The 22653-nt window shown below is 71.3% G+C and carries 18 protein-coding genes; 14 read left to right on the forward strand and 4 right to left on the reverse strand.

Translation table 11 applies throughout. The annotated features are described in order from the left end of the window. Position 1: 1 nt before the first annotated feature. Positions 2–2755, reverse strand: a complete 2754-nt coding sequence (locus tag QQM67_RS12915; RefSeq protein WP_314173916.1) for an SCO7613 C-terminal domain-containing membrane protein — start codon at positions 2753–2755, stop codon at positions 2–4. Positions 2756–3173: 418 nt separating this feature from the next. Here QQM67_RS12915 and QQM67_RS12920 point away from each other — a divergent pair, with 418 nt between their 5' ends. From QQM67_RS12920 to QQM67_RS12950, 7 genes are read left to right on the forward strand one after another with little or no spacing between them, the layout of a single operon-like run. Continuing rightward, on the forward strand, positions 3174–4136 hold the full coding sequence (locus QQM67_RS12920) for a MaoC family dehydratase (protein ID WP_314173917.1): 963 nt from the start codon (positions 3174–3176) through the stop codon (positions 4134–4136). 60 nt (positions 4137–4196) lie between these two features. Beyond that, a complete protein-coding gene (locus tag QQM67_RS12925) occupies positions 4197–5591 on the forward strand; it encodes an MFS transporter (RefSeq protein ID WP_314173918.1) in 1395 nt (464 codons plus the stop codon). Then, positions 5588–6595: a MaoC family dehydratase gene (locus QQM67_RS12930; protein WP_314173919.1), complete on the forward strand. Its 1008-nt coding sequence runs from the start codon at positions 5588–5590 to the stop codon at positions 6593–6595. Before QQM67_RS12925 ends, QQM67_RS12930 begins: the two co-directional genes overlap by 4 nt. 34 nt (positions 6596–6629) lie before the next feature. Then, positions 6630–8330 carry a thiamine pyrophosphate-binding protein gene (locus QQM67_RS12935; RefSeq protein ID WP_314173920.1) on the forward strand — a complete coding sequence of 567 codons (1701 nt, stop codon included), beginning with the start codon at positions 6630–6632 and terminating at the stop codon, positions 8328–8330. Positions 8331–8335: 5 nt separating this feature from the next. Then, complete coding sequence (locus QQM67_RS12940; protein WP_314173921.1) at positions 8336–9541, forward strand: CaiB/BaiF CoA transferase family protein; 1206 nt, start codon at positions 8336–8338, stop codon at positions 9539–9541. Beyond that, entirely contained in the window at positions 9538–10254 is a 717-nt protein-coding gene (locus QQM67_RS12945) for a GntR family transcriptional regulator (protein WP_314173922.1), read from the forward strand. The genes QQM67_RS12940 and QQM67_RS12945 overlap by 4 nt, the downstream gene beginning before the upstream one ends. Next, on the forward strand, positions 10251–11687 hold the full coding sequence (locus QQM67_RS12950) for a xylulokinase (RefSeq protein ID WP_314173923.1): 1437 nt from the start codon (positions 10251–10253) through the stop codon (positions 11685–11687). Before QQM67_RS12945 ends, QQM67_RS12950 begins: the two co-directional genes overlap by 4 nt. Positions 11688–11709: 22 nt before the next feature. Here the strand turns inward: QQM67_RS12950 and QQM67_RS12955 are convergent, their stop codons facing one another. Then, the gene (locus tag QQM67_RS12955; RefSeq protein ID WP_314174465.1) at positions 11710–12615 is read right to left on the reverse strand and encodes an NAD(P)-dependent oxidoreductase; all 906 of its coding nucleotides are present in this window, start codon (positions 12613–12615) and stop codon (positions 11710–11712) included. Between the two features lie 116 nt (positions 12616–12731). On the opposite strand from QQM67_RS12955, the gene QQM67_RS12960 reads away from it, so the two are divergent. Further along, the gene (locus tag QQM67_RS12960) at positions 12732–13328 is read left to right on the forward strand and encodes a TetR/AcrR family transcriptional regulator (protein ID WP_314173924.1); all 597 of its coding nucleotides are present in this window, start codon (positions 12732–12734) and stop codon (positions 13326–13328) included. A 54-nt stretch (positions 13329–13382) separates the two neighbouring features. Here QQM67_RS12960 and QQM67_RS12965 read toward each other — a convergent pair whose 3' ends face one another. Beyond that, positions 13383–14027, reverse strand: a complete 645-nt coding sequence (locus tag QQM67_RS12965; RefSeq protein WP_314173925.1) for a GAP family protein — start codon at positions 14025–14027, stop codon at positions 13383–13385. A 212-nt stretch (positions 14028–14239) separates the two neighbouring features. Next, entirely contained in the window at positions 14240–14971 is a 732-nt protein-coding gene (locus tag QQM67_RS12970; protein ID WP_314173926.1) for an alpha/beta hydrolase family protein, read from the reverse strand. Positions 14972–15312: 341 nt separating this feature from the next. Here QQM67_RS12970 and QQM67_RS12975 point away from each other — a divergent pair, with 341 nt between their 5' ends. From QQM67_RS12975 to QQM67_RS13000, 6 genes are all read left to right on the forward strand, one after another. Continuing rightward, on the forward strand, positions 15313–16389 hold the full coding sequence (locus QQM67_RS12975) for an ATP-binding cassette domain-containing protein (RefSeq protein ID WP_314173927.1): 1077 nt from the start codon (positions 15313–15315) through the stop codon (positions 16387–16389). Next, positions 16386–17285: an ABC transporter permease gene (locus tag QQM67_RS12980; protein WP_314173928.1), complete on the forward strand. Its 900-nt coding sequence runs from the start codon at positions 16386–16388 to the stop codon at positions 17283–17285. Before QQM67_RS12975 ends, QQM67_RS12980 begins: the two co-directional genes overlap by 4 nt. A gap of 168 nt (positions 17286–17453) precedes the next feature. Then, the gene (locus QQM67_RS12985) at positions 17454–18536 is read left to right on the forward strand and encodes a tartrate dehydrogenase (RefSeq protein ID WP_314173929.1); all 1083 of its coding nucleotides are present in this window, start codon (positions 17454–17456) and stop codon (positions 18534–18536) included. Positions 18537–18646: 110 nt separating this feature from the next. Further along, positions 18647–19609 (forward strand): LysR family transcriptional regulator, encoded by a 963-nt coding sequence (locus QQM67_RS12990; RefSeq protein WP_314173930.1) that lies wholly within the window; start codon positions 18647–18649, stop codon positions 19607–19609. A 112-nt stretch (positions 19610–19721) separates the two neighbouring features. Then, positions 19722–20807 carry a tartrate dehydrogenase gene (locus QQM67_RS12995; RefSeq protein ID WP_314173931.1) on the forward strand — a complete coding sequence of 362 codons (1086 nt, stop codon included), beginning with the start codon at positions 19722–19724 and terminating at the stop codon, positions 20805–20807. Positions 20808–20959: 152 nt separating this feature from the next. Further along, positions 20960–22594 (forward strand): SLC13 family permease, encoded by a 1635-nt coding sequence (locus QQM67_RS13000; RefSeq protein ID WP_314173932.1) that lies wholly within the window; start codon positions 20960–20962, stop codon positions 22592–22594. Positions 22595–22653: the final 59 nt, after the last annotated feature.

Genomic DNA, 22653 nt, shown 5'->3' on the forward strand with positions numbered 1-22653 from the left:
CTCAACTCAGCCGCTGCCAGGCGTGCTTCAGCCGCCGCGCCTCCTCGAGTCGCCGCTCGTACGTCGCACCGGTCACGACCAGGAGCAGTCCGGCGAGGGCGGGCATCAGCCAGCGCGGCAGCAGCCAGGCGACCTGGGCGACGTACGGGGCGAGTTCGTGTGCGCCGACCGAGACGAGGGTGGCCCCGCCGAGCAGCAGCGGTGCCTGCGTCCGCCGGCGGGCGCCCGCAAGCGTGGTGGCCAGCGCGCCGGTGCCCAGCAGGAGCGGGCGGAGCCAGTGCGGGTCGCTCCACACCATGACCAGGCTCGGCAGGAAGGTGAAGGCGAGCCCGCCGCCGTACGCCCGCCACGACGAGATCCGGGGCCGCGCCGACCCCTCGCCGCTGCCGCCGGTCCGGCGCCTGTGCAGCCAGCCGATGAGCAGCAGGGCGACGGAGACCGGCAGCGTGTACGCCTCGGGGGTCGAGACGGCGGACGCGAACAGCCGTACCCACGTGGCGAGTACGAGCAGAGCCGCCGAGCACAAGCCTGCTCCCGGGCGCCGGTCGGCGCGCAGGGCGACGCCCGCAGCGGAGACGGCGCACACGGCGAGGGCGAGCCAGAGGGTGTCCGGGCGCGGGGCGCAGAGGCCGAGCGCGGCCAACGCGGCCGCGTAGCCCGTGCATTCGACGGCGAGTGAGATCGCCCTCCGTGGCTCGGGCGCCGCCCCAGCCGGACCGCCGCGCAGCCAGGCCGCCACCGGGACGGTGCCCACCACGACCGCGAGCACCGCGAACGACGCCTGGTGCGCCGGAAGTCGCACTGCCGCGGCAAGCGCCCCGGCCAGCCCGGCCGCATGCGCCACCGCCGACGCCGCAAGCGCGGCCCGGCGCCCCGGGCCGCCCTTCGGTGACCGGACCGCGGCCGCCGCGGACGCCACGCACAGCAGGGTCAGCACCGCGAGGGTGGCGGCCTGTTGAGCGAGCGCCCAGCCGATCGCGGTGACGGCCAGGGTGAGGCCCGAGACCAGTGCTGTCACGCCGGCCGCGGAATCCGCCGCGGTGACCGCGGCGGCGAGCAGGACGACCGCGAGCGCGGAGACGACGGTCACGGTGGGCCCGTACGACAGACCGAGGGCCGGCGGCGCCGCCGCACCGATGCAGGCGCACAGCGCGAGCAGTACGGGGAGCGGCGGCAGTACGGGCAGGCGGCTCAACACACCCTCGCCGGAGGGACGTTGAGCGTCACGTGCGGCCCCGCCGAGCACGCGGGCGAGCAGCGTCACCGACAGTGCCAGCAGCAGAAGGACCAGCAGCGTGGCGGCAGAGCCCGTCCAGGCGTGCTCGCCGTCGACGGCCTGCCGGACCGGGCCGCGCGGCGGCCCCTCCCATGCCTGCTTCACGAAGAACCACGGCCCGAACACCGCCTCGGCCACCGGCGCCAGGGTCCACAGCAGTGCGCCGCACTGCACCACGACGGCGGCGACGCACAGTCCGGCCGACTGCGGTGCGCGCCATGCCCGCACTACGCGCAGGACGAGCACCGCGCCCAACAGGCCCATCGCGCACAGCAGATGCACCAGAACCCACCAGTCCCGGCCCGCCGGACCCCCGGCCTCCACCACGGCCCAGCCGAAGCTCCCCAGGGCCGCGATCAGCACCAGCCCGGCCGCCGTGCCCAGCGGGCCCGCCAGGCGACGGGCCTGATGTCGCTGCCCCGCGTACAGCAGCACCGCCGCGGCCACCGCCTGCACGGCGCTCCACCGAGCGGCCGAGACGACGCCGTCGGGCTGATGCCACAGCGTCACGCCCATCAGCAGCGCGCCTACCGGCACCGCCGCCACGGCGGCCGTGAGCCGCACCGGCCGGGCGGTCGCCCGAGTGCCTATGCCGTCCCGCAGGTGAGACACCGCCAGCGCGACGTCGGCCGCGACCGTGAGCAGCAGCGCCACGGCGAGTCCGTAGGCCGTCCTGTCCGAGGAGCCGTCCAGGCTCAACGCCGAAAGCGGCAGTGGCAGTTGGGCGACGACGACGGCGAAGGGCAGCGGCAGCCGCAGCCCCGGGGCCGGAAGCGCCAGCCCGTAGCCCGCCCAGAGCGCGGCGATCAGGGCCGTGCTGGAGGCCGCGAAGCGGAGGCCGTCCGCGTAGGGAAAGGCGACCTCGTGCAGGGCGTACGCGTCCAGCACCAGCAGCGCCAGCCCGAAACCGGCGACGGACTCGGCGGTGGCCACCAGCTCGCGGCGCAACAGCCACAGCGGTACGGCGAGGGTGCCCAGAGTCAGCCCGCCGAGCACCGCCGCACGGCCGCCCACGCCCATGCTTCCCCAGTTCAGCAGCGTGAAGGCGAACGCGGCGACGGTCAGCAGCACACCGCCCAGCACGAGCAGGACGTTGCGTGCGGTGTACGAGGAGGTCTCGGCCCGCCCCGCGGCCCAAGGCCGGGGTACAGGCCCGTGCCCCGGCACGGGCCCGAAGGGTCCGGCCGCAGCCGCGCCCTGGGCAGACGCTCCGTGCGCAGACGCTCCGTGCGCAGCGCCCTGCGCCGAGGCCCGAAGCCCGGCCAGCAGGGCCTGCCGCCGCCCAAGGAGCGCGGCGCGCCGCCGCTCCAGACCGGTCAGTTCCTCGTCGATCCGCCGCACCTCGCCGTGCTCGGCGCCGGTCAACGGCAGACGGCAGTAAGGGCATTGGGCGAGCCCTTGCCCCTCCGCGTGCCCCGCCGACTGCCCGAGCGGTCCACCGCAGTCAGGGCAGTGCGCGAACGGCTGCTTGTACTCCATGCCGGGCAGCCTGACGCCGCACCCGTACCCCTGACATCCGTAGGGATACTCAGATCGGGCCCGTCGCGATCACGGGCGGCCCTCTCACCTGGTGGCCGCCGAGATGCCGGAGACCGGCGACCGCGGCCACCGCGGGGCCTGGTCGCCGTGCGCCCCTCCCCCGCTCCGCACCCGGGGCAGTGCCTGCCGCCACCCCCACACCCCGGAGGAGCGTGCTGCCAACTCCCGCCCGCACAGGGGGCGTTCGCGATGCCCGGAACCCGCCGACGCCCCGCCCGCGCGCCCCGGACCAGCGAGATCGCCGGGGAGGAGCTGGGACCGGAGCGGACGAACCCGTTGACAGTTTCCGTTGTGTGACCTTAACGTAAAGCCTAGTCGTCTAGACAATTTGCCCGACGGGCCTGACACGGAGGTGACCATGGCGTCGCAGACTTCGCCCCTGAAGGAGGCCCGCTTCGAACTGGTCGAGATACCCGAGCCCATGGGCCCCGTCGAGGTGACGGTGGACCGGCGCAAGGTCCTCGACTACGCGTACTGCGAGGACGACTTCGGCTCCTGGTACTTCGGGGAGTCACCGTTCGGCGGCGCCGTGGGCCATCCCCTCGTGCTCGCCAACGACCTGCTGTTCCTGTTCTACGAGAACTACGACGGCAACACCGCGCAGGGTCTGCACACCCACGAGCACCTCACCTTCCACGCACCGGTGGCGGTCGGCGAGACCGTGACCGTCGAGGGCGGCTACACGGAGAAGTACCAGCGGCGCGGCCAGGGTTACGTCGTCCTCGAGGCGGAAGCGCGCGGGGCCGACGGGCGCCTGCTCGTGCGGCACGTCGGCAAGGAGATCATGCGCACGGTCGCCGGCGAGGTCGTCGGGCAGAGCCGGGCGGCCGGAGATCAGCGGCCCCGCACCGTGCTCGGCACCGTGGACCGCGGCGTTCCCCCGCTGGACCGCGCGCGGCTCGACGCCCCGGACAGGGCCGCCGTCCCCGCGCGCACGACGGTCTTCACCCAGGACCAGATGTCGGTGTTCTCGTGGGCCGGACGCGGATACGCGAACGTGCACACCCACCGGGAGAAGGCCGGCGCCGCCGGGCTGGACCGCACGATCGTGCAGGCCCAGCAGCAGACCGGCTTCATCATCTCCAACCTCGTCGAGGTCTTCGGAAAGAGCTTCTTCACCTCCGGCGAGCTCGACCTGCGCTTCGTCTCCCCGGTCTTCGTCGGGGACGAGCTGACCACGAGCGGCGCGGTCTCCGGCGTCAGCGGCGACCGTCTGGAGCTGGAGGTCTGGGTCGACAAGGCCGACGGAACCCGCAGCGCCCTCGGCTGGGCGTCCGCGCGCGTCGACGGCGACCCCGCGCGCCCCACCCGGCTGGTGTGACCCGAGCGCTCCCGCACCCGCCGCCCATCACTCACATCGAGATCGACAACGGAGTCACCCATGCCAGAAACAGCCACCGCCGGGCCGTCCGGCGGGCGGGAGCGGGCCGCGCTCGCCAAGCGCGCCGCTGTCGCCAGCCTCGTCGGCACAGCGGTCGAGTGGTACGACTACTTCATCTTCGGCACCGCGTCGGCGCTCGTCCTCGGCCAGTTGTTCTTCCCGAACGAAGAGGACCCGATCATCGGCACCCTGTCGGCGTTCGCGGTGTTCGGCGTCGGCTTCGTCGCCCGCCCCGTCGGCGGCATCGTCTTCGGGCACTTCGGGGACAAGTTCGGACGGAAGGCGGCCCTGGTCACGACCCTGATGATGATGGGTGTATCGACCTTCCTCATCGGGCTCCTGCCCACGACCGCGCACATCGGCATATGGGCACCCGTCCTGCTCGTACTGCTGCGGCTCGTCCAGGGCTTCGCCGTCGGCGGCGAGTGGGGAGGCGCCTCGCTGGTGGCCGTCGAGTACGCGCCGGAACACAAGCGGGGCGCCTACGGCAGCGCCCCGCAGATCGGCAACGCGGTGGGGCTGGTGCTGTCGACGAGCATCTTCGCGCTGGTCTCCCTGCTGCCGGACGACGAACTCCTCGGGTGGGGCTGGCGCGTTCCCTTCCTCTTCAGCGCGGTGCTGATCGCGGTCGGCCTGTTCATCCGCTTCAGGCTCACCGAGACGCCGGCGTTCCGTGCCGCCCAGGAGCGGCTGGAGGAACAAGTAGCCGACGCCAAGGTGAAGGAGAAGATGCCGATCGCCGAGCTGTTCAGGCGGTTCAAGCGGCCGCTGCTGCTGGCCATGGGCATGCGGCTGGGCGAGGCCGTCTTCGGCTACATCATCCTCACCATCGGGTTGACCTTCGCGACCAACTACACCGACGTTCCCCGCACCGACGTGCTCGTCGCCAGCACAGTCGCGGCCGCGGCGGCCATCTACACGTACTACTTCTTCGGAAAGCTCTCCGACCGGATCGGCAGGCGCGCCGTCTTCATCATCGGCGCGGTTACGGGCCTCGTGGTCACGTTCCCCTTCTTCTGGATCCTCCAGGCCGACGCCGTGGTGCTCACGTACGTGATCTACACCGTGGCCTACGCGATCGGGGTGGGCGCCCTCTACGGCGTAGAACCGGCCTTCTTCTCCGAGCTGTTCAGCACGAAGGTGCGCTACACGGGCGTGTCGATGGCGGCGCAGATCCCCAGCATCCTCATCGGTCTGTGGCCGCTCGCCTCCACGGCGCTGCTCGCGGCGACCGACGGCGCTCCCTGGCCGATCGCGCTGATCACGGTGGGTTCCCTTCTCATCGCCCTGGTCTGCGCGCTGCTCGCGCCGGAGACCCGCACGAGGGACATGGACCGCGTCGGCGAGAGCCAGGAGAGGGACCGGAAGGACGAGCCGGAGGCGGTGGCGCCGTGACCCGTACTTCCCCGCGCCCGTGGCGCGACCTGACCGATCCCCGCCGTACCGCCGCGGCCGACGTGCTCGAAGCGGGCCTGAAGGAACCGGAGTTCGAGAATCTGAGCATCCCCGAGGAGCTCGGGACCGTGCGGGTCCTCGTGGACGACCACAAGATCAAGCGGTTCGCGTTCACGCAGGACGACCACTCGCTCTGGCATCTGCACGAGAGCCCGTTCGGCGGGAAGCGGATCGCGCACGCCGCGCTCCTCGGCAACGACCTCGTCCAGCTCTTCACGCTCGTCTACGCCGCCAGCAAGGTCGTCGGCTACCACACCGAGGAGCAGATGTGGTTCGACAGCCCGGCCGTGCTGGCCGAGACGGTCACGCTCACCGGGACGTACACGGAGGCCTACCGGCGCCGCGGCCAGGGCTACGTGGTCATGGACGCGCGGGCCACCGGCGAGGACGGGCGGAGCATCGTCCGGCACCGGGGCGTGGAGATCCTCAAGACCGACCCGGGCGCCATCGGCGGCCGGGGATCGGCGAGCCCGGAGCGGCGGGTGACGGGCGAGGTCGACGAGGACGCGCGGGTCGTCACCACCGTCGACTCCGGCGTGCGGGCGGGCGACGTGCTCGCTCCGCTGCACAAGACGATCACGGCGGAGCAGGCAGCCGTCTTCAGCCGCGTCGGCGAGTACGTACGCAACATCCACAACGACATCGGCGTGGCCCGCTCGGGCGGGCTGCGTGTGCCGATCGTGCAGGGCCAGCAGCAGTTCGGCGTACTGGCTCAGCTGCTCAGCCTGCGGTTCGGGCGGGCCTTCTTCACCTCCGGGTGGCTGCGGGTGAAGTTCCTGGCTCCCCTGGATGTCTTCGAACCGTTCCTCTCGACCGGCGTGGTCACGGCGGTCACTCCGGTCGGCTCGGGCCTCCGCGTCGACCTGGAGGTCTGGGTCCGGCGGGAGTCGGACGGCCGGCTGATGACGGCCGGCTGGGCCCGCGCGACCGTTCCCGCGTCCTGACCGGACGCATCGACAGAAAGCGAATCACCGAAAGATGAGTACATCCAAGACCGGCGGTCAGGTCGTCGTCGACATGCTGCGCTCCTTCGGCGTCGAGTACGTCTTCGGCGTCGTGGGCGGCCAGACCCTCGCGATCACCGACGCGATCATCGACACCCCCGGCATCGAACTCGTCCACACCCGCCACGAGAACGCCGCGGCCGTGATGATGGACGCCTACGGCAGGCTGACCGGCAGACCGGCCGCGTGCATAGCGACGACCGGTCCCGGCGCGACCAACCTGCTCACCGGCGTGGGCGGTGCCTACCGGGACTCCAGCCCCGGCTACGTACTCACCTGCAACAACAACGGCGAGAACATCCACAAGGACGACGCGCAGAACGCCGACCACGTCGAACTGATCAAGCCCCTGGTGAAGTTCTCGCGTCTGGTCGCACACGCCTCGTCGATCCAGCAGGCCATGGAGGAGGCCTACGTCAACGCGCTCACCGGCAATCCCGGGCCGGTGCACCTCGACTTCGCCCGCGACACGATCGAGGGCCGCATCGAGAACCCGCCCGCCGTCCCCGCGACGCATCCCAGCCGGCAGTGGGTCACCGAGCGCCCGTCCGCCGCGGCGGCCGTACTGGCCCGCGCCGCGGAGCGCGTGCTGAGTGCGCAGCGGCCGGTCATCTGGCTCGGCAACGGCGGCAACCGGGCACGCGCGAGCGAGGACGTGCTCGCCCTCGCCGAGGCCCTGGCCATCCCGGTCGTCACCACCTTCAACGGCATCGGGTCCGTACCGACCACGCATCCGCTGGTGTTCGGGGCGGCCAGCCGCATGGGCACCGCCCTGTCCAGCAGGGTCCTCGACGAGGCCGACCTGGTCCTCGCCCTCGGCAACAGCCTCAACGCCGTCTCGACCACCCGCTGGCGGCGCTCGCTGCCCGAGATCGTCCAGGTCGACGTCGAGCCGGCGATGATCGGGCGCTACTACTCGCAGATCACCGAGGGCGTGGTGAGCGACCTCGCCTCCTTCGCCCGCGACCTCGTGACCGCCGCCGGTGAACGGGCCGCCGGCGCACGGGAGATGCGGGCCGAGTGGCTGGCCTCGCTGGAGAAGGCGCGCGCCGCGTGGTGGCAGGGGACCGAGGTGGCGGACGCCGGCGCCGAAGGCGCCCTGTCCCCCGCCGACATCGTGCGCACCCTGCGCGAAGTGGCGCCCGAGGAGACCCTGTTGATCCCGGACGCCGGCAACCCCGGCGTGTGGTCCTTCCTCTGGGAGGTCCGGCAGCCGAACAGCTACATCAAGCCCGTCGGCTTCGGGAACATGGGGTTCGCGCTGCCCTCGGCCGTCGCCGCGTCCCTCATCGACCCCGCGCGTCCCGTCCTCGCACTGATCGGGGACGGCTCCCTGGCCATGAGCATGGGCGAGTTGGAGACCCTCGCCCGGGTCGGCGGCAACGTCTGCGTCGTCGTCCTCAACGACTCCAGCTACGGAAACATCCGCCAGGAACAGGAGTTGCACTTCGGCGGCCGCACCGTCGGGGTCGACTTCGGCCCGGTCGACTTCGCCATGGCCGCCGTCGCGATGGGCGTCGACGGAGCGACGGTCGGCAGCCTGCCCACGCTGCGGCAGCGCGTGGCCGACGCCTTCGCGGCCGGCAGCCCCAAGGTGCTGGACGTCCAGATCGACCGCGGCGCGAACGCCTGGACGTACCCGGCGTTCGTGGCCCGGCAAGAGGAGGAGGGGTGAGGGACATGGCGGACGCAACGGCGGCGGCGCCGCTCGCGGGCGTGAAGGTGCTCGACCTGTCGCGGTTCATCGCGGGCCCGCTGTGCTCGCAGATCCTGGCGGACTTCGGCGCCGAGGTCGTCAAGATCGAGCGGCCGGGCGGCGAGGACTCCCGCCATCACGGGCCGTACCACGAGGACGAGAGCATCTACATGTTCCTGTACCACCGGAACAAGTACGACGCGGCGCTCGACACCCGCCACCCCGAGGCGCTGGGAATCCTGGAGCGGCTCATCGAGTGGGCGGACGTCGTCGTGGAGAACTACCGCCCGGGCACCATCGAGAAGATGGGCATCGGCTACGAGCGGATGAAGGAGCTCAACCCGGACGTCATCCTGGTCTCCATCTCCGGTTTCGGGCAGACGGGCCCCGACTCGCACCGGGCGCTCTTCGACGCGATCTCCCAGGCGTCCTCCGGCCTGATGAGCATGACCGGCGAACCCGGCGGCAAGCCCACGCTCAGCGGCACCTACATCGCCGACTACACCACCGGCTACCAGGGCGCCATCGGCGCGCTGATGGCGATCCTGCACCGTGAACGGACAGGCGAGGGGCAGCTGGTGGACGTCGCCTCGTTCGACACGATGTTCTCCGCGCTGGGCATACGCCTCATCTCCGAGTTGATGCTCGGGCAGAGCATGCCGCGCAGCGGGTCGCGCGACCTGCTGACCGCGCCGGTCAACGTGTACGAGGCCGCGGACGGCCCGGTCTACATCCAGGCCGGAACCGCGTCGCTGTTCTCGAAGATCTGCGCCGTGATGGAACGCCCCGACCTGGCCGAGGACCCCCGCTTCGCGGGCGTCGACGGCAGAATGGCTCAACAGGAGTACCTGGAGGGCGAGATCGGCGCATGGGCGTCCTCGCGCACCGTGGCCGAGATCGCCCGCGTGCTGGAGGAGGCCGGAGTGCCCTACGCGAAGGTCGCCGACGTCGCCGAGGTCGCACGGTCACCGCAGATCGCCGCCCGCGGAATGATCGTCGAGGCGGAGCATCCCGAACTCGGTACGATCCGCATGCCCGGCAACCCGATCAAGATGGAGAAGACCCCGCCCATGGTCCGCAAGGCACCGCCCCGAGTCGGCGAGGACAACGACCACGTGTACCGGGGCATCCTCGGACTGACCGCCGAAGAGACGGCGGGGCTCCGGGAGTCGGGGGCGATCCGGCCGTGACGCGCGCCCCCAGATACCAGGTGATCTACAACGACCTCGTCGAGCAGATCCAGTCGGGCGCGCTGGCTCCCGCCGCACAACTGCCGGGCGAGACCGATCTCGCCCGGCAGTACGGGGTCAGCCGGATGACCGTGCGTCAGGCCCTGGACCTGCTGGACTCGGACCGGTTCGTCGTACGCAGGCAGGGCAGCGGAACGTTCGTCAGCGAGAACGCCAAGCACGGCCGGCGGCTGAACCGGCTGCGCTCCTTCGCGGACGAGATCGCGAGCACCAGCGGCGAGGTCACCTCGCGCGTCGTACGGGCCGAGACGGCGAAGGCGGACGCCGAGGTCGCCGACACGTTCGGCGTCGCCGAGGGCGACCTGGCCAACCACATCACGCGGGTGCGGCTGATCGACGGCAGCGCCGCCGCCCTCCAGGACGCCTGGATTCCTTACGCGGTCGCGCCCTCGCTGTGCCGGGAGCCGCTGCTCGGCGGCTCCCTGTACCGCACGCTCAGCGAGCGCTTCGGCGTCCAGCTGCGCTACGCCGACCAGTCCATGACGGCGGCGCTGCTGACGGACGGGCAGGCCGCGCTCCTCGACGCCGAACCGGGAGGAGCGGTACTGGAGGCCCGCCGTACGACCTTCGACGCGACGGGCGGCATAGTCGAGCTCACCACGAGCTGGACCCTGCCGCAGTTCCCGTTCCTGCTGCGGATAGACGCCGAATGAGCACAGGCGCACGCGTCGTCGCGGTCGACGTCGGCACCTCCGCCGTCCGCGCCGCCGTCGTGGACATCGACGGAGGTGTCCTGGCCTCCCATCACCTTTCCCGCGCGTGCGATCCGGGCGGAGAGACCTTCGATCCGGTCGCGCTGCACCGCGACGTACTGGCCGCGCTGAGAGGCGTGTCCTCCACGGGCGAGGCCCCGTCCGCGCTGGCGATCGCCGCCCACATCGGCACCGTCGCCGTGGACGACGACCTCGAACCCGAGGCTCTCGGCGGCGGCTGGTCCGATCCTCGCGGAGTGCGGACGCTCGCGGAGCTCGGCGAGGGGACCGTACGCCGGGTCCTGAGCGCGTCCGGCCGGCCCTCTCCTGCCGGAGGCGCGCTGGCCCGCCTCCTGGAGATGGACGCGGAGCACGCCGCGTCGGTCCGTGCGGTGCTCTCCCCCAAGGACTTCCTCGTCGCCCGGCTCACCGGGGAGGTGTTCTCCGACACCGTCAGCGCCGCCTACACCCTGGCGTCCGACGTGCGCAGCCGCTCCTGGAACACCGCCCTGCTGGACGAACTGGGCCTGGACTCAGCGGTGTTCGCGCCGCAGACCGAACCGGCGTCCGTGGTCGGCGCGCTCACCGGCCGGGCCGCCTCAGACACGGGCCTGCCCGAGGGGCTTCCCGTCGTTGCCGGGGGGCCGGACGGTTCCGTCGGCATCGGGCTGCTCCTGGGCACGTCCGAGGACGCCATCGCCGACGTCGCCGGAACCACCGACGTGGTCGGGCGGCTGCTGCCGTCCGCCGACGACGCTCCGGACGGCGCCGTCCTCAACCCCTCGGTCCTGCCCGCCCGGTTCGTCGCGGGCGGGGCCACCGGGCTGACCGGCGGAGCGGTCGCCCGGTGGCGGTCACTGGCCGGCGACGTCGAGGACCAGCGGATCGCGGCTGTCCCGCCGGGCGCCGACGGGCTGACGATCCTGCCCGCCATGACGGGCGCGCGCTTCCCGCGCTGGCGGCCCGCCTCCCGCGGAGCGGTCCTCGGGCAGCACCCCGGCCACGGCCCCGCTCATGTGCTGCGCGCCGCTCAGGAAGGGGCCGCCTTCACCGTGCGCGAAGGGCTGGACCGGCTCGACCCCTCGGGACGGCTTCCGGTCGTCCTCGCCGGCGGTTCGGCCCGCAGCGCACACCTGGCGCATCTGCGCGCCGACGCTCTCGGCCGTCCCCTGCTCGTCTCGCCGCAGCCGGACGTCACCCTGCTCGGCGCCGCCGCGCTGGCGTTCCTCGGCTCCGGTGCGGCCACGGACATGGACGATCTGCGCTCCCGCCTCATCGGCACCATGCGCGAACTGCGGCCCGACGAGAAGCGCGCCGCCCGCTACGCGCGGCTCTACTCCCGCTGGCGCGAACTGCACGACGCGGTGGACCGGGCAGCGGGCACCGACGGCTGACCCGCGCGTCCCGGCGCGTCCCTCACGTCCGTTGTCCCGCTGCGTCGTGCGGGAGTGCGCCGTCGGTCCGGGCCTCCAGCGCCCGCAGCACGGCCACCATGTCCTCGCCACCGTGGCCCTGGGCGACGGTCTCGTCGAAGAGGGTGTGGCAGACATCGAGGAGAGGGGAGGCCAGGCCGGCCTTGCGGGCGGCTTCCGCGATCAGCCGGTTGTTCATCAGGACGTCCCCGGCCGACGCCTGGACGGCGAAGTCCCGGTCCAGCAGCTTGGGCGCCTTCATACGGAAGACGGGGCTGGCCATCGGGCCCGCCTCGAGGACGTCCAGGAACCGGCGCCGGTCGAGCCCGTGCCGGCCGGCGAAGTGGAATGCCTCGGTCAGACCGGTTACGAGCGTGATCAGGAACAGGTTCACCGACAGCTTCATCAGCAGGGCTCCCGGGACGGGGCCGCAGTCGAACGTCTCACGGCACATGGGGGCGAGCAGGGGCCGTACGGTCTCCACGGCGGCTTCGCCGCCCGCGAGCATGGCCACCAACTGCCCCTGTTCGGCGGGGACTCGGGAGCCGGAGACCGGAGCTTCGGCGTACTCGCCGCCCGCCGCACGGATGTCGGCCTCCAACGCGGCGGAGTAATCCGGCGAGGTCGTTCCCGTGTGGACGACGACGCGTCCCGCGACTCGCTGGGCGAAGCCCGGGGTGCCCCGCTCCAGAACCGCATCGACCGCCGTCTCTCCGGCCAGCATGAGGATCACGACGCGGGCCCGGTCGAAGACCTCGCCGGGACTCGCCGCGACGTCGGCACCGGCCGCCCTCAGCGGTTCACACCGGGCCCCGGTGCGGTTCCAGACGACGAGCGGCGTCCCGCCCCGGGCGAGGTTGAGCGCCATGGGCTGCCCCATGACGCCGAGGCCGACGAAACCCACGTTCACGACGCACCGCCGTCCCTCGCGCTCACAGATCATGACAGCGGTCATAGTAGTGCGGACTATGACCGCCGTCATAGGGTGGGACCCGGAATTCTCAAGTGGCAGTGGGAGGCCGAGGGATGACCGTGTCCGAACGTGGGCCACGAGAGCGGATGGTCTTCAGCGCGGCTCAGCTCATCCGGCGCGAGGGAGTCTCGTCCGCCGGTATGCGCGATGTCGCCGTGCACGCCCAGGCACCCCGCGGATCGCTCCAGCACTACTTCCCCGGCGGCAAGGAGCAACTCGTCAACGAGGCGGTGGACTGGGCGGGCCGCTACGCGGGCGACCGTGTCGCCCGCTTCGTCGCCGCGCTGCCCGAGCCGACGCCCAGCGGGCTGTTCGCCGAGATGGTGCGCCAGTGGACCGACGAGTACGCGACGACGGGCTTCGCGGGCGGCTGCCCCGTCGCCGCCGCCACGGTGGACTGCGCCGAATCCACCGCCTCCACGCGGGAGGCCGCGTCCGCCGCCTTCACCACCTGGACCGAGTCGGTGGCCCGGGCTCTGGCGGAGTTGGGCGTACCCGAGGAGCGCACCGGAGCGCTGGCCACCCTCATGATCGGCGCGCTCGAAGGGGCGATCCTGATCGCCAGGGCGGAGCGGGACGTGCGCGCCCTGGCGACGGTGTCCCGGGAACTCGGCCCTCTCCTCGACGAGGCGGTGGACAGAGCCGACTGACCATGGCCGCCCGGGCGTTGGGCCGTACCGCCTTTCGTCCGCACTCGCCTCTTGTCAGGCGAGGATCAGGACGATGAAGAGCAGGCACACGGCGATGTTGACCAGCCAGGAGTGCGTGTTCATCCAGTCCCGGACACGCGGCATGGCTGCCTCGGCCCGACGGGCGAAGGCGAGGCGCAGCAGCAGGGGAAGGGCGGCGATCAGGACCGTCGCCGCGACGAACGGAAGTCCCTGGACGTAGGCGTCGGTGTACGAGGCGTTGCGCTGGCGCAGATGCACGCCGACGGTGAGCATGACCATCAGGTCCGACGGCATCAGCAGAATGACCAGCAGACCGATCCGGAACGCGCGGCGCGGGTCGGCGGACATCAGGGTGCCGAGCCACTTCGGCGGCTCCACCGTGGCCCGCTGCCGCCAGTTCTTCAGGGCGAGCAGTGCGAGCAGAGCGACGAGGCCGTACTCGACGATCTGCCCCACCGACCCCCTGTCGGAGGCATCGCCGAGATCTCCCCCGCCGCCCAGAGCCGAGACGATGGCGAGCGTCACCGCGAGGCCCCCCGCAGTGGCGGCGGCGACCGCCGACACGAACGCGAGGGAGACGCGGACCGCCTTCGGAGCCGTCACGAAGACGATGGCCGACATGATCTGGGGACCGGCCATCATGGTGACGGCGAGTGGCAGAACACGCAGACCGTCCACGTCACTTCCTCTCCGCCCGCTGTCGGCAGCGCGCGCCTCGCACGTACGGAGAGTCTCCGGGGCACGGACACGGACGGCATCCCGGAGGACGGCCGGTCGTCGGCGAGGGCGGCCGCCAGGGACGCGCCCGAACGGGTGGTGGACGAGCGCGCCGGACCCGCCGGCCGGGGACGGACGCCGGCCGGCGCGTCCGGACCGAGCCGGCGGCGGTGTCAGGTGAGGTGCCGGGCGAAGAACCTTGCCGCGCTGTCCAGTTCGAAGGCCGGAACGTCCCCGTGCCTGCCGGGGTTGGCGTGCAGCGTCTTCTCGGTTGAGGCCAGGGCGTCGAAGAGCGCCAGGCTCTGGTCACGCGGCACCCGCTCGTCGTCCCACTGCACCAGGAACTGCACCGGGACGGTGATCCGCGCGGCGTCCGCGGCCGAGGCCAGGGCCCCGCCCAGGCCCAAGACCGCGGCGCGGACGCGGGGTTCGGCGGCGACGAACGGAACGCCGAGCCCGCAGCCCAGAGAGATCCCCCAGTAGCCGACCGGACCGGCGCCGACGTGCGGGAGCTGCTGGACCGCGTCCAGGACCGCCCGCCATTCCGGGACGGTCTGCCGGGCCACGAGCGCCTGGAAGCCGGCGATCAGCGGGGCCGGCTCCTCCCCGGCCTCCACCCGGGCCTCGTTCCCGGCCGCGATCCGGTCGTACTCCTCGTCCTTCGGCCGGTCGCCGTGGCCGGGCACGTCGGCCGCCACCACCGCGACACCGCACTCGGCGACGAAACGGCGCGCACCGGCCAGGACGCCGGGGGCCTTCTTGTGCTGACCGCCGCCGTGTCCCATCACGATCAGGGGGCGGGGACCGGCAGCACCCTCCGGCGTCCACAGCACGCCGGGAATCCCGTCGAGGAAGAAGAGCTGTTCAAAGACACCGTCGGACGACGTCTCAGAGGCGAAGCGCATAGCGATTCACGCCTTTCGGGATGCCTTCTGCGGGCGCTCCCTATGCCATGCGGAGGAGGGAGGCCCGACCTGTCATCGCGTTGATCGGTCTCACCTCCCCGGTTCGCAGCGGTGCACAGCGGCGCCGAAGGTATCACGGCGGACCGCTGCCGCCTCCGGGGTCTGCCTCGCGGGAGGACCGGACCGGCGCCGCCCGGCTGCACGCGCTTCGGATGCCGTCCGGCGGTGTGCGACGCACCATCAGTTGGAGAGTCCTCCGTCTGCCTCGTGACGGCTCCGGACCGCGTACGCACGCCGGACTGCCCGCGAGGCCGGCCAAGCCGATGCTGGGAGAGCGAAGTGTGGGCGACCTTCTCGCCGGGACGGATCGCGGCCGGGACGCGGACGGCGGTCCCCCGTACCGTCGCCGTCGCCGTCTCCACGCGAGCCGTCCACCGGCGGGCCGCACCGCGGTGACCGCACCCGGCGGTCACGAGGCCGTGATCCGCACGGACAGCCTGCGGAAGGTCTATCCGAAGGCGGACTTCGCCGCGGTGGACGGTGTCGATCTGACGGTGGAGCAAGGGGAGATCTTCGGGCTGCTCGGTCCCAACGGCGCGGGCAAGACCACGACCGTCGGGATGCTCACGGCACGCGTCGTGCCGACGTCGGGCTCCGCCTGCATCGGGGACATCGACGTGGTCGGGCACCCGGCGCTTGCCAAGCAGGTCATCGCCGTCGTGACGCAGGAGAACACCCTGGACCGCTCGCTCACCGTCTGGGAGAACCTGTACTTCCACGGGCTGCTGTTCGGCGTTCCCCGGCGCGAGGCCCGTCATACGGCCGACGACCTCCTCGACCGCTTCTCCCTGTCGCGCTGGGGCAAGTCCTCCGTCTACGAGCTGTCCGGCGGGATGGCGCAGCGATTGCTCGTGGCTCGGGCGATCTTCCACCGTCCCGCGGTGCTCTTCCTCGACGAGCCGACCGCCGGGCTCGATCCGCAGGGCCGGCTGGCCCTCTGGGAGGTTCTGGAACGTCTCATCGCGGAGGGCCAGACGATCCTCCTCACCACGCACAACATGGACGAGGCGGACCATCTCTGCGACCGCGTGGCGATCATCGACCACGGCCGCGTCCTCGCCCTGGACACCCCGGCCGCGCTCAAGCGGAGCCTCGGGGCCGACACCGTCGTCCGGGTCACCACCAGCGGCGATCCGGAGGCGCTCGCGGCGCGGCTGAGCGCGGACATCGAGGGCATCGTCCGTACCCGCACGGTCGACGGCGGTGCCGAGCTCCAGGTCAAGGGCGCCGACCGGCTGCTTCCCCGGGTGGTGACGAGCGCCGAGTCCGCCGGGTTCGATCTCGTCGACCTCTCGCTGACCGAAAGCACGCTGGAGACCGTGTTCATGAACCTCACGGGAAAGGAGTTGCGGGAGTGACGGACTCGTACAGCGCACGCCGTCCGGGGACCGGCCGGGCCGGGGCGCCGATCACCGTGCGGCCGCGGCGGTCCGCGGTGGCGGCGAGCCGCTCGGCGCTGGCGGCCCTCGTCCTCCGGGACGTGACGGTGCTGCGCAAGAGCTTCGGCGAGTTCGTCGGCCGGACCCTGATGCAGCCGTTCCTGCTGGTCTTCGTCTTCCTCTACGTCTTCCCGAGCATCGGGCAGGGCATCGGGGGCGGCTCCGGGCAGGACGGCCAATCGGCGTTCGCCACCGTGCTGGTGCCGGGCGTCGTGTCCATCGCGATCATGTTCCAGGGGATCCAGTCGGTGGCGATCCAGATGTCCCAGGAGTTCGGCTACACAAGGGAGATCGAGGACCGGGTCCAGGCCCCCTGCCCCATCTGGCTGGTCGCCGTGGCCCGGGTGCTCTCCGGCGCGGTCCAGGGGCTGATCTCCGCTGTCCTCGTACTGCCGCTCGCGGCCGTCGTGCACGCGCCGGGCGTGCACCCGGAACTGCGGATCCGCTGGTGGATCGTGCTCACCTTGATCCCGCTGGCCTGCGTCGCCATGACCGCTCTGGGGCTGGTGCTGGGAACGGCCTTCGAACCGCGGAACATCGGCGTGATGTTCGGGTTCATCGTGCTGCCGCTGGTCTTCCTCGGCGGCACGTACTACCAGTGGACCAAGCTCGGGTCCGTGCAGGTCGGCGGGTTCCACTGGCTCCAGGCGCTGGTCCTGGTCAATCCGCTGATCTACATCAGCGAGGGTATGCGCGCGGGCTTCACGGACCTGTCGCACATGCCGCTCTACGTCGTCTATCCGGTGCTGCTGGGCGCCTGTGTGCTCTTCCTCGCCCTGGGGCTGCGGAACTTCCGGCGCAGGGTGCTGTCCTGAGCAGGCGGTCCTGAGCAGGCGGTCCTGAACAGGCGGTCCTGAGCAGGCGGCGAGGCGGAGCGCACATCGACCGGGCGCGGGATCGGCCCGACCGATAGGCAACGCGTATCGAACGGGCTGCAAACCGATCTTGGACAGTCGCGAACCCCGGGGCGTTCCATGGAGGCCATGGCCACTCGCTACCGCATCGCCCTCATCCCCGGCGACGGCATCGGCACCGAGGTGCTGCCGCCCGCCTGCGCAGTCCTCGACGCCGTCGGCAAGCGCCACGGACTCGCCTTCGCCTACGACTCGTTCGACTGGTCCTGCCGGCGCTACGCCGCCGAGGGCGCGATGATGCCCGCCGACGGCCTGGACCGCATCAGGCACCACGACGCCGTCCTCCTCGGCGCCGTCGGATGGCCCGGCGTGCCCGACCACGTCTCCCTGTGGGGCCTCCTCATCCCCATCCGCCGGCAGTTCCGCCAGTACGTGAACCTGCGTCCCATCAAGGTTCTCGACGGCGTGCCGAGCCCGGTGTCGAAGGCGTCGGGAGACGTCGACTTCGTCGTCGTCCGCGAGAACGTCGAAGGTGAGTACTCCGAGATCGGTGGACGCCTGGGCCGCGGCACTCCCGAGGAACTGGCCGTCCAGGAGGCCGTCTTCACACGTGCCGGCGTAGAGCGCATCCTCGACTACGCCTTCACCACCGCCCGTCAGCGCAGCGGCAACCTCGTCTCCGCGACCAAGTCCAACGGCATCATCCACACCATGCCGTTCTGGGACGAGCTCGTGAAGGAAGCCGGAGACCGCTTCCCGGACGTGACCTGGCGACAGGAGCACATCGACGCCCTCGTCGCGAAAGTCGTCCTCGATCCGGCCCGGTTCGACGTCATCGTCGGCTCGAACCTGTTCGGCGACATCCTCTCCGACCTCGCAGCCGCCGTCGCGGGCAGCATCGGCATCGCGCCCGCGGCCAACCTCAACCCCGAGCGGGAGTACCCCTCCATGTTCGAGCCCGTCCACGGCTCCGCCCCCGACATCGCCGGCCAGGCCGTCGCCAATCCCCTCGGCGCGATCTGGTGCGCCTCGATGATGCTCGACCACCTCGGTCATCCCGAGGCCGCCGCCGAGGTCTTCGACTCGTTCGCCTCGGTGCTCGCCACCACCGGCGTACGGACGCCCGACCTCGGCGGAACCGCCGGCACTAGGGAATTCACCCGGCTCGTGCTCGACGGCATCGACGCCGTCGACGGCACCGACGGCCGCTGACGAGTCCGCGTCCCTGCCCGTCTGAGCGGCGGACGTGCGGCGGCCCGGGCCGGTTCTCGCTCCTCGCCGCATCAGTAGGCTGTGCCTATCCGTCGTCACGGAGGTGGCACATGGACGCACGGCAACTGGGCTACTTTCTCGCCGTCGTCCAGCACGAGCACTTCGGCCGCGCCGCCGAGCAACTCCGCATCGCGCAGCCGTCGCTCTCGCAGGCGATGCGAACGCTGGAGCGCGAACTCGGCGTGCCGCTCTTCCATCGCATCGGCAGGGGCATCGTGTTGAGCGACGCGGGTTCCCAACTGGTCGAGCCCGCACGTCAGGTGCTGCGGGATCTGGACGCGGCCAAGGCCGCCGCGCAGTCCGTCCGGGGTCTCCAGCGGGGGCGGGTCGAGCTGGTCTCCATGCCCAGTCCGGGAATGGAGCCCCTGGCGACGATCACGAGCGACTTCACCAGGGAGCACCCGGCCATGTCGGCCACCGTGGAAGCCGCGTTCACGCCGGAGGAGGTCATCCACGCGGTCAAGTCCGGGCGAGTGGAACTGGGCCTGCTCGGCGGGGCGTCCACGCCGTCGACGGAAGGGCTGCGGGTCCTGCACGTCGAGGACCAGCCGCTGGTCCTCATGTCGCCTCCGGGCAGCGGCCAGGAGACGCCGTCGCGGAGCGGGCGTGACGAGCAGGCGCAGGCGGGCACGCGGGCTGCCGGAACCGTCCGGCGCAGGCAACTCGACGGGATGCGGCTGGTCGTGAGCAAGCGCGGGAGCCTCATGCGCCGGCTCGTCGACGACGTGCTCTCCAGCGGCGTGAAGGCCCAGATCGTGGTCGAGGTCGAGCACCGCACATCGGTCCTGCCGATGGTCATGGCCGGCGTGGGCCATGCCGTGGTGCCCTCGTCGTGGACCGGGCTCGCCGAGGGTGCGGGTGCCCGCGTCCGCCACATCGAGCCTGTCTCCCTGCTCCGCATCTTCTTCGTGACCCGTACGACGGTGCTGACACCGGCGGCACAGGCCTTCGCCGCGTGCGTGGAGAGGTACGCCGCACAACTGCCCGAGGGCGCCCGCCGGGCAACGGCGTAACCGATAGGCAGGGCCTCTCACTCGGATCACCAGCCCGTCTTGGACGCCGCGTGAAGTGACGCGGTTCACTCCTCCATGAGCCAGTCGACGACGACGTCTTGGAGGATCACCGGTGACCGCTGAGCAGACCTTCCGTATCGCCGCCATACCCGCGGACGGTGTCGGCATCGAGGTCGTCGAGTCCGGACGGGCCGTCCTGGACGCACTCGCGTCCCGCTCGGACGGCCGGTTCGCCTTCGACTGGTGCGAATTCCCGTGGGGCTCGGCCTACTTCGCCGAGCACGGGAAGATGATGGCCGACGACGGCCTCGAACAGCTCAAGGACTTCGACGCCATCTACTTCGGTGCCGTGGGGTGGCCGACCGTTCCCGACCACGTGAGCCTGTGGGGACTGCGCCTGCGGATCTGCCAGAACTTCGACCAGTGGGCCAACGTACGTCCGGTCGAATTCCTGCCGGGCATACGGAGTTCGCTGCGCACCGCCGACCGCGACGACCTCAACTGGGTTGTCGTACGCGAGAATTCGGAGGGAGAGTACGCCGGGCTCGGCGGCCGCAACCTCTCCGGCCGGGGTCCCGGTGCCGAAGTGGCGGTTCAGTCGGCGCTGTTCACGGAGGCGGGTTGCGAGCGCATCATGCGCTTCGCCTTCGATCTCGCGCGGACCCGCACCCGCAGGAAGGTCTCCAGCGTCACCAAGAGCAACGCCCAGCAGTACGGCATGGTGCTCTGGGACGAGGTCTTCAGGAGGGTCGCCGCGGACTATCCGGACGTCGACACCGAGAGCGTTCTCGTCGACGCCATGGCCGCCAAGTTCGTCCTTCAGCCCGAGGATCTCTCGGTGGTCGTCGCCACCAACCTGCACGCCGACATCCTCTCCGACCTCGGCAGCGCCATCACGGGAAGCCTGGGTCTCGCGGCGAGCGCGAACCTGAATCCCGAGCGGCGCTTCCCCTCGATGTTCGAGCCGGTGCACGGCTCGGCCCCGGACATCGCCGGTCAGGGACTATGCAACCCCGTGGGAGCCATCGGCAGCGCCGCCCTCATGCTGGAGCACTTCGGCCTCGGCGACGAGGCGAAGGCCGTCCGCCGGGCGATCGAGGAGACCACGGGGAGCGGAATCCGCACCCGCGACGTCGGCGGCTCCGCGACCGCCGGCGAGGTCACGGACTCCGTCATCGACCGGTTGGGAAACGGCTGACAGCCCATTCCCAGCGACTCCGCGAGCTGGCACCCTCACCACGGCCAGGACTCACCGACCAGAACAGAGTCGTCCGGCACCCATGCGGAGTCCGCTCTCTACCTGTTGCCGCGTCACGAAAACCGTGGGGGATCCAACTCATTGGAGATGACATGGCCATCACCGGAGATCAGCCGAAACCCAGCAGCACACCAGAGCGCGTCGACGTCGAGAAGGCGTTGATAGGCGGGTCCACGTACCGCGGTCTCGCCGAGCAGAAACTCTCCCCGGCGGAGGAGCGGTTCGAGAGGGCCCGGCGTACGACCGGCTTCGTCCTGGCACCGCTGGCCACCATCGTCATGTTCCTGCTGCCGCTGGACCTTCCGCAGACCCAGCACAACGTCGCGGCCGTTCTGGTGGGGGTGATCGTCGCCTGGGTGACCGAGCCGATCCCCATTCCGGTGTCCGGGCTGATCGGCGCTTCGTTGCTCGTCCTGCTCGGTGTCGGTGGCGACGACGGCGCCGACGGCGTGCTCGCGCCATTCGGTTCGGGGACGGTCTTCACCTTCATCGGCGCCTTCATCCTCGCCCAGTCCATGCTCGTCCACGGACTGGCCAGGCGGTTCGCCTTCCGCATCCTGTCGATTCCCGGCGTCGCCCGAAGCTCGTTCCGCATCGTCATGGCGTTCGGCCTCATCACCTGCCTGGTCTCCGCGTGGATTTCCAACACCGCGACAGTGGCCATGCTGATGCCGACGGCGGTCGGCATCCTCGGAGTGGTCGGCAACATCGTCCAGGACAAGCACGAGGCCGACGGCACCATGCACCGCTTCGACCCGACGCGGATGCGCGTCGGCTTCGCGATGATGCTGATGCTCGCCTACGGCGCCAGCGTCGGCGGCCTGCTGACCCCCGTCGGCAGCCCGCCCAACCTGATCGGACGGGAGCTGATCGAGAAGGCCACCGACAAGCCCATCCCCTTCGGTACGTGGATGGCGATGGCGTTTCCGATCTGCGCCCTGATGTTCGTCGGTCTGTGCATCGTGCTGCTTCTGCTGAACCGGCCCGAGGTCCGCCGTCTCCCGGGCGTCGAGGAGTACGTCCAGCGGGAGCGGGCGGCGCTCGGTCCCATGAGCCGTGCCGAGAAGAACACGCTGATCGCGTTCACGGTGACGGTCGTCCTGTGGGTCTTCCCCGCCGTCGTCGGCCTGGTCGCCGGCAGCGGCTCCACCGCCTACGAGACCGTGTCGAACAACCTGGACGAAGGCGTCGCCGCGGTGCTCGGCGCGGCCCTGCTCTTCGTGCTCCCCACGGACTGGAAGTCGCGGGAGTTCACGCTGCGTTGGGGAGACGCGGCCAAGATCGACTGGGGCACGATCGTGCTGTTCGGCTCCGGCGTGGTGTTCGGCACCCTGCTGGAGGAGACCGGACTGGCGGAGACCATCGGCAAGGGCACGTTCGGCGCCCTGGACATCGGCAGCTCGGTCGCCATCACCGTCTTCGGCGTCCTGCTCGCGATCGCGGTCTCCGAGACGACGTCGAACACCGCCTCGGCGGCGGTCGTGGTGCCGATCATCATCCCGCTTGCCGCTGCCGCCGGGGTCGACCCGCTGACGCCGGCGCTCGCGGCGACGTTCGCCGCGTCCTTCGGCTTCATGCTGCCGGTGTCCACGCCCCAGAACGCCATCGTCTACGGTTCCGGGACCGTGCCGATCACCAGGATGATCCGGTCCGGTTTCTCCTTCGACGTCATCGGCGCACTGCTCATCATCGTCCTGCTGCCCGTCCTGGCGGCGGCCCTCCTGTGAGGTGAACTCGGCCGCCACGGGCGCCGGTTGCGCGAGACGCCGACGGCTCCATGGGCGCT

The sequence above is a fragment of the Streptomyces winkii genome (genome assembly GCF_032248595.1).
GTDB classification, from domain to species: domain Bacteria; phylum Actinomycetota; class Actinomycetes; order Streptomycetales; family Streptomycetaceae; genus Streptomyces; species Streptomyces winkii.